This is a genomic window from Pseudaeromonas paramecii, assembly GCF_039540575.1.
Classification (GTDB): Bacteria; Pseudomonadota; Gammaproteobacteria; order Enterobacterales; family Aeromonadaceae; genus Pseudaeromonas; species Pseudaeromonas paramecii.
Window position 1 is genome coordinate 354455 of record NZ_BAABFC010000012.1, and the last position, 15561, is coordinate 370015.

At 63.8% G+C, this 15561-nt stretch carries 14 protein-coding genes; 4 read left to right on the top strand and 10 right to left on the bottom strand.

Annotated elements, in window-relative coordinates; genetic code table 11:
• Position 1 precedes the first annotated feature (1 nt).
• Entirely contained in the window at positions 2-493 is a 492-nt protein-coding gene (gene folA / locus ABD847_RS10325) for a type 3 dihydrofolate reductase (protein WP_345012653.1), read from the top strand.
• 12 nt (positions 494-505) lie between these two features.
• Here the strand turns inward: folA and ABD847_RS10330 are convergent, their stop codons facing one another.
• The 6 genes from ABD847_RS10330 to lptD are packed head-to-tail and all read right to left on the bottom strand — an operon-like array spanning position 506 to position 7169.
• Positions 506-1333, bottom strand: coding sequence for a symmetrical bis(5'-nucleosyl)-tetraphosphatase (locus ABD847_RS10330; RefSeq protein WP_345012655.1), 828 nt, complete (start codon positions 1331-1333; stop codon positions 506-508).
• Positions 1334-1345: 12 nt separating this feature from the next.
• On the bottom strand, positions 1346-1717 hold the full coding sequence (gene apaG, locus ABD847_RS10335) for a Co2+/Mg2+ efflux protein ApaG (protein WP_345012657.1): 372 nt from the start codon (positions 1715-1717) through the stop codon (positions 1346-1348).
• Positions 1718-1719: 2 nt separating this feature from the next.
• Positions 1720-2532, bottom strand: a complete 813-nt coding sequence (gene rsmA / locus ABD847_RS10340; protein ID WP_345012659.1) for a 16S rRNA (adenine(1518)-N(6)/adenine(1519)-N(6))-dimethyltransferase RsmA — start codon at positions 2530-2532, stop codon at positions 1720-1722.
• On the bottom strand, positions 2525-3517 hold the full coding sequence (pdxA, locus tag ABD847_RS10345) for a 4-hydroxythreonine-4-phosphate dehydrogenase PdxA (protein ID WP_345012661.1): 993 nt from the start codon (positions 3515-3517) through the stop codon (positions 2525-2527). Before pdxA ends, rsmA begins: the two co-directional genes overlap by 8 nt.
• On the bottom strand, positions 3517-4821 hold the full coding sequence (gene surA, locus ABD847_RS10350; RefSeq protein WP_345012663.1) for a peptidylprolyl isomerase SurA: 1305 nt from the start codon (positions 4819-4821) through the stop codon (positions 3517-3519). The genes pdxA and surA overlap by 1 nt, the downstream gene beginning before the upstream one ends.
• Before the next feature lie 29 nt (positions 4822-4850).
• Positions 4851-7169, bottom strand: coding sequence for an LPS assembly protein LptD (gene lptD / locus ABD847_RS10355; RefSeq protein ID WP_345012665.1), 2319 nt, complete (start codon positions 7167-7169; stop codon positions 4851-4853).
• Positions 7170-7301: 132 nt separating this feature from the next.
• On the opposite strand from lptD, the gene ABD847_RS10360 reads away from it, so the two are divergent.
• From ABD847_RS10360 to djlA, 3 genes are read left to right on the top strand one after another with little or no spacing between them, the layout of a single operon-like run.
• Positions 7302-8291 carry an aminoglycoside phosphotransferase family protein gene (locus ABD847_RS10360; RefSeq protein ID WP_345012667.1) on the top strand — a complete coding sequence of 330 codons (990 nt, stop codon included), beginning with the start codon at positions 7302-7304 and terminating at the stop codon, positions 8289-8291.
• Positions 8279-8965, top strand: coding sequence for an N-acetylmuramate alpha-1-phosphate uridylyltransferase MurU (gene murU, locus ABD847_RS10365; RefSeq protein WP_345012669.1), 687 nt, complete (start codon positions 8279-8281; stop codon positions 8963-8965). The genes ABD847_RS10360 and murU overlap by 13 nt, the downstream gene beginning before the upstream one ends.
• Positions 8965-9786 carry a co-chaperone DjlA gene (gene djlA / locus ABD847_RS10370; RefSeq protein WP_345012671.1) on the top strand — a complete coding sequence of 274 codons (822 nt, stop codon included), beginning with the start codon at positions 8965-8967 and terminating at the stop codon, positions 9784-9786. Before murU ends, djlA begins: the two co-directional genes overlap by 1 nt.
• Before the next feature lie 8 nt (positions 9787-9794).
• On the opposite strand, the gene ABD847_RS10375 is transcribed toward djlA, so the two are convergent.
• The 4 genes from ABD847_RS10375 to rapA are packed head-to-tail and all read right to left on the bottom strand — an operon-like array spanning position 9795 to position 15104.
• Complete coding sequence (locus ABD847_RS10375) at positions 9795-10754, bottom strand: D-2-hydroxyacid dehydrogenase (RefSeq protein WP_345012673.1); 960 nt, start codon at positions 10752-10754, stop codon at positions 9795-9797.
• A 9-nt stretch (positions 10755-10763) separates the two neighbouring features.
• Entirely contained in the window at positions 10764-11507 is a 744-nt protein-coding gene (locus ABD847_RS10380; protein WP_345012675.1) for a DUF3530 family protein, read from the bottom strand.
• 24 nt (positions 11508-11531) lie between these two features.
• On the bottom strand, positions 11532-12194 hold the full coding sequence (locus tag ABD847_RS10385; protein WP_345012676.1) for an RluA family pseudouridine synthase: 663 nt from the start codon (positions 12192-12194) through the stop codon (positions 11532-11534).
• Positions 12195-12227: 33 nt separating this feature from the next.
• Positions 12228-15104, bottom strand: coding sequence for an RNA polymerase-associated protein RapA (rapA, locus tag ABD847_RS10390; protein WP_345012678.1), 2877 nt, complete (start codon positions 15102-15104; stop codon positions 12228-12230).
• Positions 15105-15561 lie beyond the last annotated feature (457 nt).

Below are 15561 nucleotides of genomic sequence, written 5' to 3' on the forward strand. Positions count from 1 at the left end.
CATGAAAATCTCCCTGATCGTCGCCATGGCCCATGACAGAGTCATCGGAGCCGACAACGCCATGCCCTGGCACCTGCCGGCGGATCTGCGTCATTTCAAGGCCGTGACCCTGGGGAAACCCGTGGTCATGGGTCGCCGCACCTTCGAGAGCATAGGTCGCCCCTTGCCGGGCCGGCGCAATCTGGTGGTCACCCGGGATACGGCTTGGCAGGCGGAGGGGGTGGAGGTGTGCGGTAGCCTGGAGTCAGCCTTGGCGGCGGTGGCGGGCTGTGACGAGGTGATGATCATCGGTGGGGGGCAGCTGTATGCCCAGGCCCTGGCGCTGGCCGACTGCCTCTACCTGACCCACATCGATCTGGCGGTGGCGGGGGATACCCGCTTTCCGCCTTACCAACAGCTGGGCTGGCAGTGTGTCGCCACAGAGGCCCATCAGCCGGACGAGAAAAACCCCCACCCGTATCGCTTCGAGACCCTGCTTCGCCTTCGGAGTTAATCGTCTTCTTGCCTAGTCCCCGCTGGCGTAGGCGGGGCACCCCAAGGAGAACAGGGCCCTGTCTTCGTAGCGCAGCAGTGTCAGTCTGTTGCCCCAGACACAGCCCGTGTCCAATGCGTAGATCTCCGGCACCTGGCAATGGCCCATCAGAGCAGCCCAGTGACCAAATAGCAGGGTGGGTTCACCCTCGGTGCGAGGCCGCAGCTCGAACCAGGGCCGCAGGCCGGGGGGCGGTTGCGTGGGGGAGCCCTTGGCGCGGTAGTCCAGCCGGCCATCGGGATAGCAGAAGCGCATGCGGGTAAAGCAGTTGATGATGTAGCGCCAGCGTGGCAGTCCCGCCAGGCGATCGTCCCAGTGGGCCGGCTCGTTGCCGTACATGTGGCACAACAGCCAGTCGGCGTGGTCGCTCTGCAGCAGGGCCTCCACCTCCCGGGCGGCCTCCCGGGCGCGATGCATGTCCCACTGGGGCGACAGGCCAGCGTGGCACATCATCAAGGGCACCTTGGGGTGTTCGGCCAGCAGTGGGCGGTGGCGCAACCAGCCCAGCAAGTCGTCTCGGTCCGGCGCCGCAAACAGGGCGTCCAGCCGGTCTTTCTTCTTGGGTTGCGCATGGCCGGCGGCCGTGGCCAGCAGGTGCAGATCATGGTTGCCCAGCACTGTGGTGGCCTGGGTTCCCAATCCCTTCACAAAGCGCAGCGTCTCCAGCGATTTGGGGCCGCGGGCCACCAGATCGCCGGTGAGCCACAACTCATCCCGGCGTTCATCAAAACGGGCCAGCGCCAGTAAGGCCAGCAATTCGTCCAGGCAGCCCTGAACATCTCCAACGCAATAGATAGCCATACAACCAGACGCTTAATGCAGCAGATGGGGGACTGCCAGGGTAAACAGGGGGATTTCGGCCTTGAACAGGCGCCCCTGCTGATCCTGGAATTGATAGAAGCCGGTCATGAAACCCAGCGGGGTGCGCAGGGTGACGCTGCTGTGGTAGTCGAAGGTCTCGCCGGGGGCGATGAACGGCTGCTCCCCCACCACGCCCGGGCCACGCACCGTCTGCTGCTGGCCATCACCGTCCGTGATGAGCCATTCCCGCTCCAATAGCTGGACTCGCTCAGCCCCCTGATTGACTATCTCGATGTGATAGATGAAGCAGTAGTGGGCCTCATCGGCATTCGACAGCTCGGCCTGATACTGGGGGGTGGCGCGGATCTGCAGACGGCTCGGCATGCTTATCCTTCTTGGTGGTCGGTCAACCAGTTGGCGATCTCGACAAACTGGGCCAGGGAGAGGTTCTCTGGTCGCAGATTAGGATCTATGCCCAGCTCGGTCAATTGCTCCGGCGTGATGAAGTTGCGAAAGCAGTTGCGGATGGTCTTGCGCCGCTGGCCAAAGCCCTCGGTACAGACCCGGGACAGGTGGTTGAGGTTCTTGGCCGGGAAGGGCAGGGTCTCGTGAGGCACCAGCCGCACCACCGCCGAGTCCACCTTGGGGGCGGGCTTGAAGGCCTCGGGACCCACCTGCAGCACAGGGATCACCTTGCAGTAATAGTGGGCCATGACACTCAGCCGGCCGTAGGCCTTGCTGCCAGGGCCGGCGGCCAGCCGCTCCACCACTTCCTTTTGCAGCATGAAGTGCATGTCGCTGATCTGCGGCGCCGTTTCCAGCAGGTGGAACATCAGCGGGGTGGAGATGTTGTAGGGCAGGTTGCCGAACACCCGCAGCCGGCGGCCCGGCTGGGCCAGGGCGGAGAAGTCGAAGCGCATGGCATCGGCCTCGTGCACCACCAGCTTGTCCTTGAGGGTGGGATGCTCCCGCAGGCGGGCGGCCAGATCCCGGTCCAGCTCCACCACCTGCAGCTTGTCCACCTGGGAGGCGACCGGCTCGGTCAGCGCCCCCAGGCCCGGACCGATTTCCACCATGATGTCTTCTTTTTGCGGGTGAATGGCCGAGACGATGGCATCTATGGTGTAGTCGTCGTGGAGGAAGTTTTGGCCGAAGCGCTTACGGGCGCGGTGGCCCTGGTGAACCTTGTCGTTACTCATTGCGTGTGTTTACCATGCTGATGGCCTGCTGCAGGGCGGTGAGCAGGCTGCCCATGTCGGCCTGGCCGCGGCCGGCCAGTTCGAGGGCGGTGCCGTGATCCACCGAGGTGCGGATGAAGGGCAGGCCCAGGGTGATGTTGACGGCTCGTCCAAAGCCTTTGTATTTGAGTACCGGCAATCCCTGGTCGTGGTACATGGCCAACACCGCATCGGCGTGGCGCAGATATTTGTCCTGGAACAGGGTATCGGCGGGCAAGGGGCCCACCAGATCCATGCCCTGGGTACGTTTTTGTTCCAGTAGCGGCTCGATCACCTCGATCTCTTCCCGTCCCATGTGGCCGCTTTCGCCGGCATGGGGGTTGAGGCCGCAGACATAGATGCGCGGCCGGGGCAAGCCAAACTGGCGCTGCAAATCCTGTTGCAGTATGTCCAGGGTGCGGCCCAGGCTGGCCTGGGTGATGGCGGCGGCGACATCCTTCAAGGGCAGGTGGGTGGTGGCCAGTGCCACGCGCAGTCCCTCCGTGGCCAGCATCATCACCACCTGATCGCATTGCGCCAGCTCGGCGAAGAACTCGGTGTGGCCGCTGAAGGGCACGCCGGCCTCGTTGATGATGCCCTTGTGCACCGGTCCCGTCACCAGGGCGGCAAACTCGCCACTCAGGGCGCCTTCGGCGGCCCGTTGCAGGGTCTGCAGCACGTAAGGGCCGTTGGCCACGTTGAGCCGCCCTGGGGTCACCTCGCCTTGCAGCGCTACCGGCAGCACCGTCAGCAGACCGGCCGGTTGGGGCCGGGCGGGCTGGCTCGGATCATAGGGCTCGATCTGCAGGCTACGGCCCAGCAGACGGGCTCGCTCGGCCAGCAGCTGGGGATCGGCCACCACCACCAGGGCCACAGGCCAGGCCTGATCAGTTAACCCCAGGATGAGATCCGGACCTATGCCGGCGGGCTCTCCCGGGGTGATGACGATGCGGGGGACCGGCTGCATCAGGCCCCCTTGTTGCTATCAATGATGTTGACGTAGGCGCCATCGCGCAGCTCATCCATCCAGCTTTGGGCCTCTTCGGCGAAACGGCGGTTGTAGATGAGCTGATAGGCACGGTTCTCCATGGCCTGGCTGGTGGCGTCCTGCACCCGGCGATCTTCCACCTCGACGATGTGCCAGCCGTGTACGGTGCGGAACGGCTCACTCACTTGGCCCAGGGGCAGCTTCTTCACCATGGCGGCGAATTCAGGCACGTACATGTCCGGGCTGGCCCAGCCCAGCTCGCCACCTTGCACCGCAGAACCCGGGTCTTCGGAGTACTGCTGGGCCAGCTTGGCAAAGCTGCTCTTGCCGGAGCGGATGTCCCGGGCCAGGCCGGCGAGGATCTCCTTGGCCTTGTCATCGGTCAGTATGATGGAGGGTTTGATCAGGATATGGCGGGCATTCACCTCCATGCTGGTGACCTGCTGCACGCCCTTGGTGTCGAAGATCTTGACGATGTGTAGGCCGGCGCCCGAGCGCAGCGGGCCCACCACGTCGCCCTTCTTGGCATCCTTGGCGGCTTCGGCCAGCAGGGTCGGCATGGCCTCCAGGGTTAGCCAGCCCCAGTCACCCCCTTGCAGGGCCTTGGGGCCGGCGCTCTCGGCAATGGCCAGCTGCTTGAAGTCGGCGCCGTTTTTCAAGGCGGCCATGATCTGGGCGGCCTTGTCGGCGACCCGTTGCTGCTCGGCGCTGTCGGCGGAGGGGGAGAGGGAAAGCAGAATGTGGCCGATATGGTACTGCTGCTCCTTGTCGCCCTGTTGTTGCAGCAACTTGACCACCTGCTGCACCTCCTGTTCGGAGATGTTGATCCGTTGACGCATCTGGTTGCGACGCACCTCGCTCATCAGCATCTCGCGCCTAAACTCTTCACGGAACTGGGCTGGGCTCTGACCATCCTGCTCGGCCTGCTTGAGCAGGGCTTCGACACTGGTGTTCTGTTCGGCGGCCATGGACGAGATGGCTTGATCCAGCTGGGAGTCGGTCACCTGCAACCCCTGTTGATCGGCCAGCTGCAGCACCAGGCTGTCGCCGATCAGGCTCTCCAGCGCCTGCTTGCGCAGTTGCTCGTAGGGTGGCAGCGCTTGATTGTGGCGCTGGGCATCCCGCTGCACCTTGGTGAGCAGGTTGTCCAGCTCGCTTTGCAGGACGACGTCCTTATTCACCACGGCAACGACCCGATCCAGGGGTTGCGGTGCGGCGTGGAGGCTCAGACTACCCAAGGCCAGCAGGGCAGCGCTGAACCAGTGGAAAAGGGGTTTCTTCATATCGATGACTTCCCGGTGGTGGCCGATGATTAATCGTTGAGGTTAAACGGGCGGCTGTAAGGCAACAAGCGGGTATCCAGCGTAAAGTCGGTACCCGAGCCGATGCTTCCCAGCCCCTTGAGTTCAAATTGCAGACCCAGTTTGTTTTCGGTCTCGGCGGTCAGGCTGGCGTTGTCCGGCCGGCGATGGCGTTCAAAGGCCAGATTGAGGCTCCAGCAACAGGCGTCGTAGCGGATGCCGATCAGGGAGTCCAGGGCGGTGCTTTGTTGCAGATCTGTGTAATGTGCGCCGATGAGCTGCCAGCTATCCGCCACCGGCAGCCGGGCCAGCAGGCCCAACTGACTGATATCGGTCACCTCGTCGGGATCGCTTAAGCTCAGGTTACCCTCCCGCACATAGCGGTAGTTGATCTGGCCGAGCCACTCTTCATGCTGATACTCGACGGCGGCACTGCCGGAGGAGAAGCGGTTTTGCTCTGTGTCATACTCCACGCCGGTATGACCGAACCAGTGGTGCAAGGGGCGGACATCACCCCGGAAGGAGAGTAGTGAACGCGAGTTGGTGCTCACCACCTCCTTGGGATAGAAGGTCACCTTGGGCCGCACCAGATCGTAGGACTGCCCCAGGGTCAGGCGTACCCGTTCCGTACCTTCGGCATCAAATACCCGGCTGGTCGCCCCGACGCTCACCCGGTTGGCATCGCTGATGCGATCCAGGCCGGCATAGCGACGATCGCTGAACAGGCTGTAGTACTCTTGGCGCAGGGTGGTGGTGTCATACAGACCGATATTGTCCTGATTGCGGTAGGGCACATACAGGTATTGGAACTGCGGCTCCAGCGTCTGGGTGAAGGGCCGGTTCTGCCAGTAATCCTGCCGATCGAAGATCAGCTTGCCGGCGACCCGCACCGACGGCAGCGCTCGATCCACCTGTTCATCCAGGTGATTGAGTCCCAGTGCCACCAGGTTGCTGTCGTAATCCTCCGGCAGCTGCTGCTGATAGTGGGTATACATCAGGCGGAACTGGCTATCGAGCTGATAGCCGGGCGCGGCCAGCAGCGGCAGATTGAGCTGAGGCTCGAGATGGAAGCGCTGCCCACGGTAGAAGCCGGCATCATCGTGATCGAAGTTAGAGAACTCTGACTGCAGCGCCAGATCGTACTTGGTCGACGGGGAGTAGGCGTTGAAGTTGAGCCGTGGCAGCAGCTTGTGGGGCAGTACGGTATCGGCCAGCAGGATCTGATAGTCCCGCGCCTCGCCTGTAAAATTCCAGTTGGGTTGGTAGTAGCCCAGCCGCATGGATTGCTGCAGCTGGTTGTCCACTAGGGTGCCTACCGAGGGGGAGAGGTCGTTGAAGTAGTTGTAGTCGTCCTGCGTCACCCGGGTGTAGTCCACCTTGAAGCGCAGTGCATCATCCATGGCCAGGGTCTGGTGGCGGACATTGACCAGCCAGCGACTGTCATCCAGCTGGCGATCATTGCCCAGCCATTCGCCATACAGGCTGCCCTCATTCCCTGCCACCGGCAGGTAACGGAACTCGCTACGGGCCATGGTGCCGCGCTCCTGGATGTAGCGCGGCGTGAAGGTCATGTCGTAGTTGGGAGCGATATTCCAGTAGATGGGCTGGGCAAAGTCCACCCCATCCCGGTTGGAGTAGCCCATGGTGGGGTAAAGCAGCCCGGACTTGCGCTCATCCTTGATGGGGAAGCTCATGTAGGGCACGTAGAAAACGGGGACATCCTTGAGCCACAGGGTGGCATTCCAGGCCTCTCCGAACACCTCGTCCTGATCCAGGGAGACCTCGCTGGCCTTGAGCTTCCACATCTCCTGGCCCGGTGGGCAGGTGGTGAATTCGGCGCCGCTGAGTTTGACCGAGCTCTCTTTTTCGTTGAGCTCAATCAGCTTGGCCTGACCGCGAGCCGGCGAGCCGTGCAGCTGGTAGCTGGCCTGGCTGATGGTGGACTCCCGACTGTTGAGATCGCCCTTGAGTTCGCCCTGGCTCACCAGGGTGACGCTGCCGTCCTTGTAGCGGATGTCGCCGCGGGCGGTGACCTGCCGGGTCTGCTGATCCAATTCCGTATACTGGGAACTGAACAGCTTGAGGCCCTGCTTGACCTCCACATCGCCCTCATAGACGGCCTTGCCCTGCTGGGTGGCCTCGGCGCGGTCGGAGGTCACCTCCACCGGTTGGGCCTTCTCGTTGGCATCGGCCTGCACCAGTGGCGGGACGTTGGGGTAGCAGCGCTCGTCAAACACCCCGGCACCCAGCTGCAGTTGCGCCTGGGAGACAGGTGCCCAGAAAAGCGATGTCAGCAAGAGGGCGGAGAGACCTGAGGTGGGGTTACGCATCGTCCAAAAATGGTCCTTGCAAGGGCCCGGTCGCCTGGGGGCTTGGTTGTGCTTTGCCGGGCATTACATTATGTTAGCCGCTTATGATAATGCATTCTTTGTGTCAGGGCTAACGGCCCGCAACAACTCCTCATGAACCAATCCAGACAGACTCTTCTGACCCACTGGGCGCGCCAACAACTGGCGGATCCCGCTTTGCAGCTCACCCTGATCTCCGGCGATGCCAGTTTTCGTCGCTACTACCGTGGTGGTGGCCTCATCTGGGTGGATGCGCCGCCCCAGACCGAGAAGAACGGGGCCTTTATCCAGGTGGCCGGCGCCCTGGCCGCGGCCGGCATACCGGCGCCCCGGGTCCGTCAGGCCGATCTGCAGCAGGGCTTCCTGGCGGTGACCGATCTGGGGGATCGGCAACTGCTGGCCGAGCTGAATGATCAGACGGTGGCGGCCTGGTACGCCAAGGCCATCGCCGTGTTGCCCCGCCTGGCCCAGCTACCGCTGGCCGCCCAACTGCCGGCCTTCGATGTCGACTTCATGGCGGTGGAGAACAGCATCTTCCCGCAATGGCTGCTGGAGCGGCACCTGGGGCTGACACTCTCCCGCGCCGAGCGTCAGCTGCTGGCGGACGGCTTTGCCTGCCTCACCGACAACAACCTAGCCCAACCCCAGGTGGCCATGCACCGGGACTACCACAGCCGCAACCTGATGGTGGTGGACGACGAGGCCCTGGCCCTGCTGGACTTTCAGGACATGGTGCGCGGCCCCTTGACCTACGATCTGGTCTCCTTGCTGCGGGATTGCTATATCCGCTGGCCCGATGCTGTGATCCAGGATGGCCAGAGCCAGGCTTACGGTCTGTATCAGGCCGCCGGGTTACTGGCGGGCTATTCGCGGGACGAGTTTGCCTACGCCTTCGATCTCACCGGCCTGCAGCGCCACCTCAAGGCGGCGGGGATCTTTGCCCGCCTCCACCACAGGGACGGCAAGCCGGGCTACCTCCCCGACATTCCTCGTACCCTGGATTACGTGCTGCAGGTGGCCCAGCGTCATGAACCCTTGCAGGATCTGGCCCATTGGCTGAGTACCCGGGTGCTGACGCACAAGGAGCTGCAATGCGCGCCATGATACTGGCGGCCGGGCGGGGGGAGCGGATGCGCCCGCTGACCGACCAGCTGCCCAAGCCGCTGCTGTCGGTGGCGGGCAAGCCGCTCATCGTCTGGCATATCGAGAAACTCAAGGCCGCTGGCATCACAGAGATTGTCATTAACCACGCCTGGCTGGGTGACCAGCTGGAGGCGGCCTTGGGGGATGGGCAGCAGTTCGGCGTGCAGATCGCCTGGTCACCGGAGGCACCGGGCGGCCTGGAGACCGCCGGAGGCATCCGCCAAGCCCTGCCCTTGCTAGGGGAGGAGCCCTTCTGGGTGGTGAACGGCGACATCTGGCTGGCGGGGGATTACGGTCCCTTGTTGTGCCCCCTGCCGGCGGCGGCCCTGGGGCATCTGTGGCTGGTGGCCAACCCGCCTCAGCATCCCGCGGGGGACTTTGCCCTGACACAGGGGCGCGTGGCGATTAAAACAGCGGATCAGCCCAGCTACACCTTCAGTGGCCTGGCCTGTTATCGGCCGGAAGCCTTTGCTGAGGAGCCGCTGGGGAGGGCGCCGCTGCGGCCTCTGTTTGAGCGCTGGATTGCCGCCGGTCAGTTGGCGGGCGCCTGTGTGGATCGGGACTGGGAAGATGTGGGCACACCGGCCCGCCTGGCGGCACTGGATGCGCGTCTGCGGCAGGAGCAAGGAGCATAATGGGCAAGCTTATCGGTTTCTTGCTGGGCTTCTGGCTGCTGCACCTGCCCGGCGCCCTGCTGGGGCTGTGGATTGGTCACCTGTACGATCAGGTGGCCCGTCGTCAGCAGTCCTTTGGTTGGCGGCGTCAGCCGGATGTGCAGCAGCAGGCGGTTTTTCTGCATACCACTTTCGCCGTCATGGGCCATGTAGCCAAGGGGGCCGGCCGGGTCAGCGAGCAGCAGATCCGCGCCGCCAGCTGGTTCATGGATCGCATGGGGCTGACGGGTCAGATGCGCACCGAGGCCCAGGACTCTTTTCGCCAGGGCAAGCTGGCGGACTTTCCGCTGGAGGAGACCCTCAGCAGTTTTCGCCATGCCTGCCGCGGACAGCAGGATCTGCTGCGGGTGTTTCTCGAGGTGCAGCTGCAGGCGGCCTTTGCCGATGGTCAGCCCACCACCGAGCAGCGCCAGCGTCTGCTGGAGGTGGCGGAGCTCTTGGGCTTCTCCCGCTGGGAGCTGGAGCAGTTCCTGGCCATGGCCCAGGCGGAGTTCAATTTTTCTTCCGCCCGGCAGAGCCGGTCGCAGCATCAGCAGGGCAGGGCTTATCAGGCACCACCAAGGCGGGATCAGCTGGCGGATGCCTATACCATCCTGGGGGTGGCGGCCGAGGTGTCCGACGCCGAGGTGAAGAAGGCCTATCGCAAGCAGATGAGCAAGCATCACCCGGACAAGCTGGCGGCCCGCGGTCTGCCGCCAGAGATGATGAACATGGCCAAGGAGAAGGCCCAGGAGATACAGCAGGCCTGGGAGCTGATCAAGCAGGCACGCGGCATGCGCTGATCGGACGGCTAGTCGACGCGTCTGAGGGGTTCGCCGGCCATAAAGGCCTCCAGGTTGTCGATCAGCTGATCCGCCAGGGTCTGCATCGCCTCATCGCTGGCCCAGGCCACGTGGGGGGTGAGCAGCAGCTTGCCGCCGCGCAGGGCCTGCATCAGCGGGCTGTCCGCCGGCGGTGGCTCCTGGCTCGCCACATCACAGGCGGCGCCGGCCAGCCGGCCGTTGTTGAGGGCTTCCAGCAGGGCCGACTCGTCCACTATGCCGCCCCGGGCCGTGTTGATCAGCCAGGCGGTGTCTTTCATCTGCCCTAGCTCAGTGGCGCCGATAAGACCGCGGGTCTCGTTCGTCAGCGGACAGTGCAGGCTCAGCACATCGGCCTGGCGTAGTACCTCATCGAATGCCGTTCTGCCTTCACCGGCTGCCTGTCCCTTGCGCCCGGCCAGTAGTACCTGCATGCCGATGGCGCGGGCCAGCTTGGCCACCGCCTGCCCCAGGCTGCCGCCACCGATAATGCCTAGCGTCTTGCCCGCCAGATCGTGAATGGGATGATGGCCCAGATAGCAAAACTGCGGGCTGGCCTGCCAGGCGCCGGCCAGCAGATCCTGCTGATAGGGCACCAGGTTGCGCGCCAGGGCCAGCATCAGCCCGAGAGTGTGTTCGGCCACCGAATGCACCGCGTATTGCTGTATGTTGCACACGGCGATGCCGCGGTCCCGGCAGGCGGTCAGATCGATGTGATCCGTGCCGGTGGCCGCCACGGCGATGAGCCTGAGATCCGGCAACTGGGCCAGCTGTTCGGCGCCGAGCCGCACCTTGTTGGTGATGGCCAATTGGGCACCCTGCAGCCGCGCCACTACCTCATCGGGTGGGGTCCGGGGATAGTCTTGCCAGTCATGGGGGAAGGTAGGACGGCGCAGCCGGATATGGGAGGGCAGGCTCTGACGGTCCAAAAAGACGATGCGGGTGGTCATGGGGAATCCTTATTGCCAGCCCAGATGATGCAACCAGCCTTTGACCTGATTGGCCCACTGGCTGGGCTGCCGATAGCCTTGCTGCCGCCAGTCCAGCTTATTGCTGCGCCGCACCTCCAGCTGACGGGCCTGGGCGGCATCCAGTCGCCAGGGATGGGGCGTACTGTTGTAGAGATCCAGCACAGGCACCGGCAGCTGGGCAATTTCGCGCGCCATCACGGCATTGGCATCTTTCGCGGGGTAGGCGGCATCCAGCAGCAGCAGGGCATCGGGGGCGGGAAGTTGCTGGGCCGCCAGCAGGCTCGCGAGCCAGGCGGCACTGCTGCCCTGGGCCACCAGCAGGTGCTGACCGCTGCCGTCGCCGGCGTTTTTCTGCAGATCCTTCACCTGCTCGGCCCACAGCTGGCGGAACTCCTGCACCTTTTGCTGATCTGCCTCGCTGCCGGGGTCCAGGTCCTGCTGGCGGGGGCTGGGCAGCATGGTGAGGGTATCAAAGCCCAGTTCGTTCAGGGCATGACTCAGCGGCAGCAGTTGGCTGACCTGCTGCCAGTCGGGCAGCAACAGGGCCAGGCCCAGCCGGTAGCCCTGATTGGTCTTGTGCCAGAGGGTGAGCTGGCTGCCCACCTGCTTGGCCTCGCCGTATTGCTGCCAGTCCTGATCCTGCCAGTAGACCTCATCCACGTTCACCTCTTCCTCCGCCTGGGCCAACCAGGGGCACAGCAGCAGTAACAGGACGAGCAGACATCTTGGCATGGGGTCTCCTTACCCGGCAGGCGGCTACATGTCGAAGGGAGCGGGGGCCTCGAAGGTGAGGCGTTCGCCACTCACCGGATGATGGATCTTGAGCAGGGCCGCATGCAACAGCAGATGGGGGGCCGCCTGCTGAATTTGTTGCGGCGCATAGAGATGGTCACCCAGAATGGGGTGGCCCAGCTCCATCATGTGCACCCGCAGCTGATGGGAGCGCCCCGTGATGGGCCGTAGCCGCATCAGGGTGCGGTCGGCTTCCACCTTCTGGCGGATCCAGTGGGTGATGGCGCGGCGCCCGTGTTCATAGTTGACGTGCTGCAGCGGGCGGCGCTCCCAATCCACGCACAATGGCAGATCTATGGTGCCTTCGCCCTTGGCCACCTGGCCGGCGACCCAGGCGTAGTAGACCTTCTCGGTCTTGCGATCCTGGAACTGGCGGCCCAATGCGCTGGTGGCCTGGGCCGTCTTGGCCATGACGATGACCCCTGAGGTGCCCATGTCCAGCCGATGGACGCAGCCGGCCTCTGGATAGCGGGCCTTGACCCGGGAGGCGAGGCTGTCGAAGTGCTCGGCGGCCTTGCCCGGTACGCTGAGCAGTCCGCTGGGCTTGTTGAGCACTATGATGTGGTCATCCTCGAACAGGATGTCCAGATAGGGCTCCATGGGCGGCTGGTAGATAAAGGTACTCATCGTCTCTTCTGCACACGAGGGGGCCAGGCCCCCTTACTGATGGGTGATCACCACAAAACGGATGGCGTCCAGTTTAAGCTGGGTCTGCTGGATCTGGTGAGTCAATTCGTCTTTGAGCTCCACCAGATGCTGCAATTCGCTGGCCCGCACCGAGGGGTTGACCGCCTGCAGGGCCTGCAGTCGCTGCAGCTCCCCGTCCAGCGCCTGGCTCATGCGCGCCTGGGCGGCGGCGGTGATCTCCGCCACCCGCGGGGCGGCCAGGGTCTCACCCTGGGCGATGAGACCGTGGATCAGCGCCTGGGAGGCCCCCACCAGCTTGCTGGCCAGGTGGCGGTTGATGGGGGTGAGCTGACGGCTCAGGGCCTCGAAGCTTACCTTGGCCGCCAGATCGTTGCCCGCCTTGTCCAGCAGCAGCCGGATGGGGGTGGGGGGCAGGAAGCGATAGAGCTGGGGATGCACCGCAGATTCGGCGACGAAGATCAGCTCCAGCAGGGGGGTGCCGGCGGGCAGGCTCTGGTTTTTCAACAGGGCCACGGCATTGCTGCCGATCTCGCTGGAGAGAATGAGATCGATGCCGCCGCGGATCATGGGGTGATCCCAGGTCAGGAAGGTGAGATCTTCCCGGCTCAGCGCCGTGTTGCGCTCGAAGGTGACGGTGCAGCCTTCGGCAGGCAGGCCGGGGAAGCTGGGCACCAACATGTGATCGCCCGGAGTCAGCACGATGGCGTCTTCACCACGATCGTCCTGATTGATGCCGATGTCATCGAACAGCTGCAGGGCGAAGCTCACCAGGCTGGTGTCATCGTCCTCCTCGTCCAGCTGGGCCACCAGGGCATGGGCCGATTGACCGCCGGAGGAGTGGATCTCCAGCAGGCGATCCCGGCCCTGCTCCAGCTTGGCCTTGAGGGCCTGATGCTGCGCCTGGGTCGTCGCCAGCAGCTCGGCAAAGGCGGCGTCATCTTCTCCCTGGCTTGTGGCCAGCAGGGCGAACAGGCTGTCCCGCACCGCCTCAAACACCGGGCGGCCGGTGGGGCAGGTCTGCTCGAAGGCGCCTAGCCCTTCATGATACCAACGCAGCAGCAGGGCCTGGGGAGTGCCCTGCAGGTAGGGGACATGGATCTGTACCCGGTTGAGCTGGCCGATGCGGTCCAGGCGGCCGATGCGTTGCTCCAGCAGATCCGGGTTCAGCGGCAGATCGAACAGCACCAGGTGGCTGGCAAACTGGAAGTTGCGCCCTTCTGAGCCGATCTCGGAGCAGAGCAATACTTGGGCGCCGCCCTCGGTCTGGGCGAAGTAGGCGGCGGCCTTGTCCCGCTCCAGCAGGCTCATGCCCTCGTGGAACACGGCACCGCGGATCCCCTCGCGGGTGCGCAGGGCGTTTTCCAGGGTCAGTGCGGTGGCGGCTTCGGAGCAGATCACCAGCACCTTCTCATGGCGGGCAGCCTTGAGCAGCTCCAGCAACCAGTCCACCCGCGGGTCGAAGCGGGTCCAGGAGGCATCATCCCCCTCAAACTGGGCGAAGATCTTCTCCGGGTAGAGGGCGCGTCGCGCCTGGGCTTCGGCGTCACCGCTGCTGCCGCCCATCATGCCCATCACCCGTGCGGCTGTCTTGTATTGCTCGGGCAGGGGCAGTCCCACGGCATCCAGCACTCGCTCGGGGAAGCCACTGATGGAGGCACGGGTGTTGCGGAACAGAATACGGCCGGTGCCGTGGCGATCCAGCAGTTCGCCCAGCAGTTGCTGCCGGCTGAGTTCGTCGGGCTGAGCCGGGACCGTCTGCCCCAGGCAGTCGGACAGCACCGCCTGCTGGTCGGCGGTCAAGGCGTCGCCACTGAGCAGCGCCTGGGCTGCATCGGCCACCTGACCGTAGGACTGCTCCTCGGCCAGAAAGGCGTCGTAATCATAGAAACGCTCGGGATCTAGCAGGCGCAGGCGGGCAAAGTGACTCTCATGGCCCAACTGATCCGGCGTGGCGGTCAGCAGCAGCACACCGGGGATCTCTTCGGCCAGGGCTTCGACGATCTGATAGGCGCGGCTGGGGGTCGATTCACTCCACTCCAGATGGTGCGCCTCGTCCACCACCAGCAGATCCCACTGGGTGTCGTGGACCTCATCGAAGCGGGCTCGCTTCTTGCGCAGCCAGTCCAGGCTGCAGATCACCAGCTGTTCGCTGTCGAAGGGGTTGTCGGCCTCGTGTGCGGCCTCGATGCAGCGCTCCTCATCAAACAGGGCAAAATGCAGGTTGAAGCGCCGACGCATCTCAATGAGCCACTGGTATTGCAGGGTCTCGGGCACCAGGATCAGCACCCGCTGGGCGCGCCCCCCCAGCAGCTGCTGGTGAATGATCATGCCGGCCTCGATGGTCTTGCCCAGCCCCACCTCGTCGGCCAGCAGTACCCGCGGCGCATGGCGCTGGCCCACTTCCCGGGCGATGTGCAGCTGATGAGGGATCAGGCTGACCCGACCGCCGGCCAAGCCGCGGGTGGGGCTCAGGCGGCGGGCGTGCTGGTGGGTGAGGGCCTGATAACGCAGGCTAAAGCGCGACAGCCGCTCCACTTGACCGGCGAACAGGCGATCCTGTGGCTTGTTGAACTTGAGGAAGTTGCTGAGGAACACCTCTTTGAGGCTCTCGGGCTCGCCGGTGTCCTGACGGATGCCATGGTAGGTCAGCAGGCCCTGCTGCTCTTCTACTGTTTCTACCTTCAGCGTCCACTCTTCGTGGCTGGTGATGGTGTCACCGGCATGAAACTGCACGCGGGTGACCGGGGCATCTTCCTTGGCATAGATGCGGTTCTCACCGCTGGCGGGAAACAGCAGGGTCACCATGCGTCCATCGACAGCAACCACAGTACCCAATCCGAGATCCGTCTCGGTATCACTAATCCAACGCTGGCCAAGACCAAATGCCATCTACTACTCCAAACCAATACAACAGAAGACGCCAAAAAAGGGGCGCTATGTTACCCGAAGCCCAAAAGGTGATCACCCTCTACAAATGAAAAACCATCCGATAGCGAACAAGTGTAGAGCAGGGCGCAGAAAAGGGCCGCCGGCGGATGGGTTTGCAGCGCCAAACAAGGCCTTAATTGCTCGCATTATCTGCTGATTGGCTAAGGGGTGAGCAAACGGACTGGCAAGGGCGTTTTTTCGCGAAATAGCCCTTGCCAGGTTTGTCGAGGTCTCTATAATGCGCCCTCGTTGTCAGGGCTCAGCCCGGCAGCAGAGGAAAGCGGCGAGAAAATAGCGCTTGACTCAAAGCGGGAAGCGAGTAAGATGCGCATCCCACGACGCCGGTGAAACCGGGTCGAACCGCTCTTTAACAATTCAATTCAAGCAATCTGTGTGGGCACTCGCAGAGGTTGAAGTC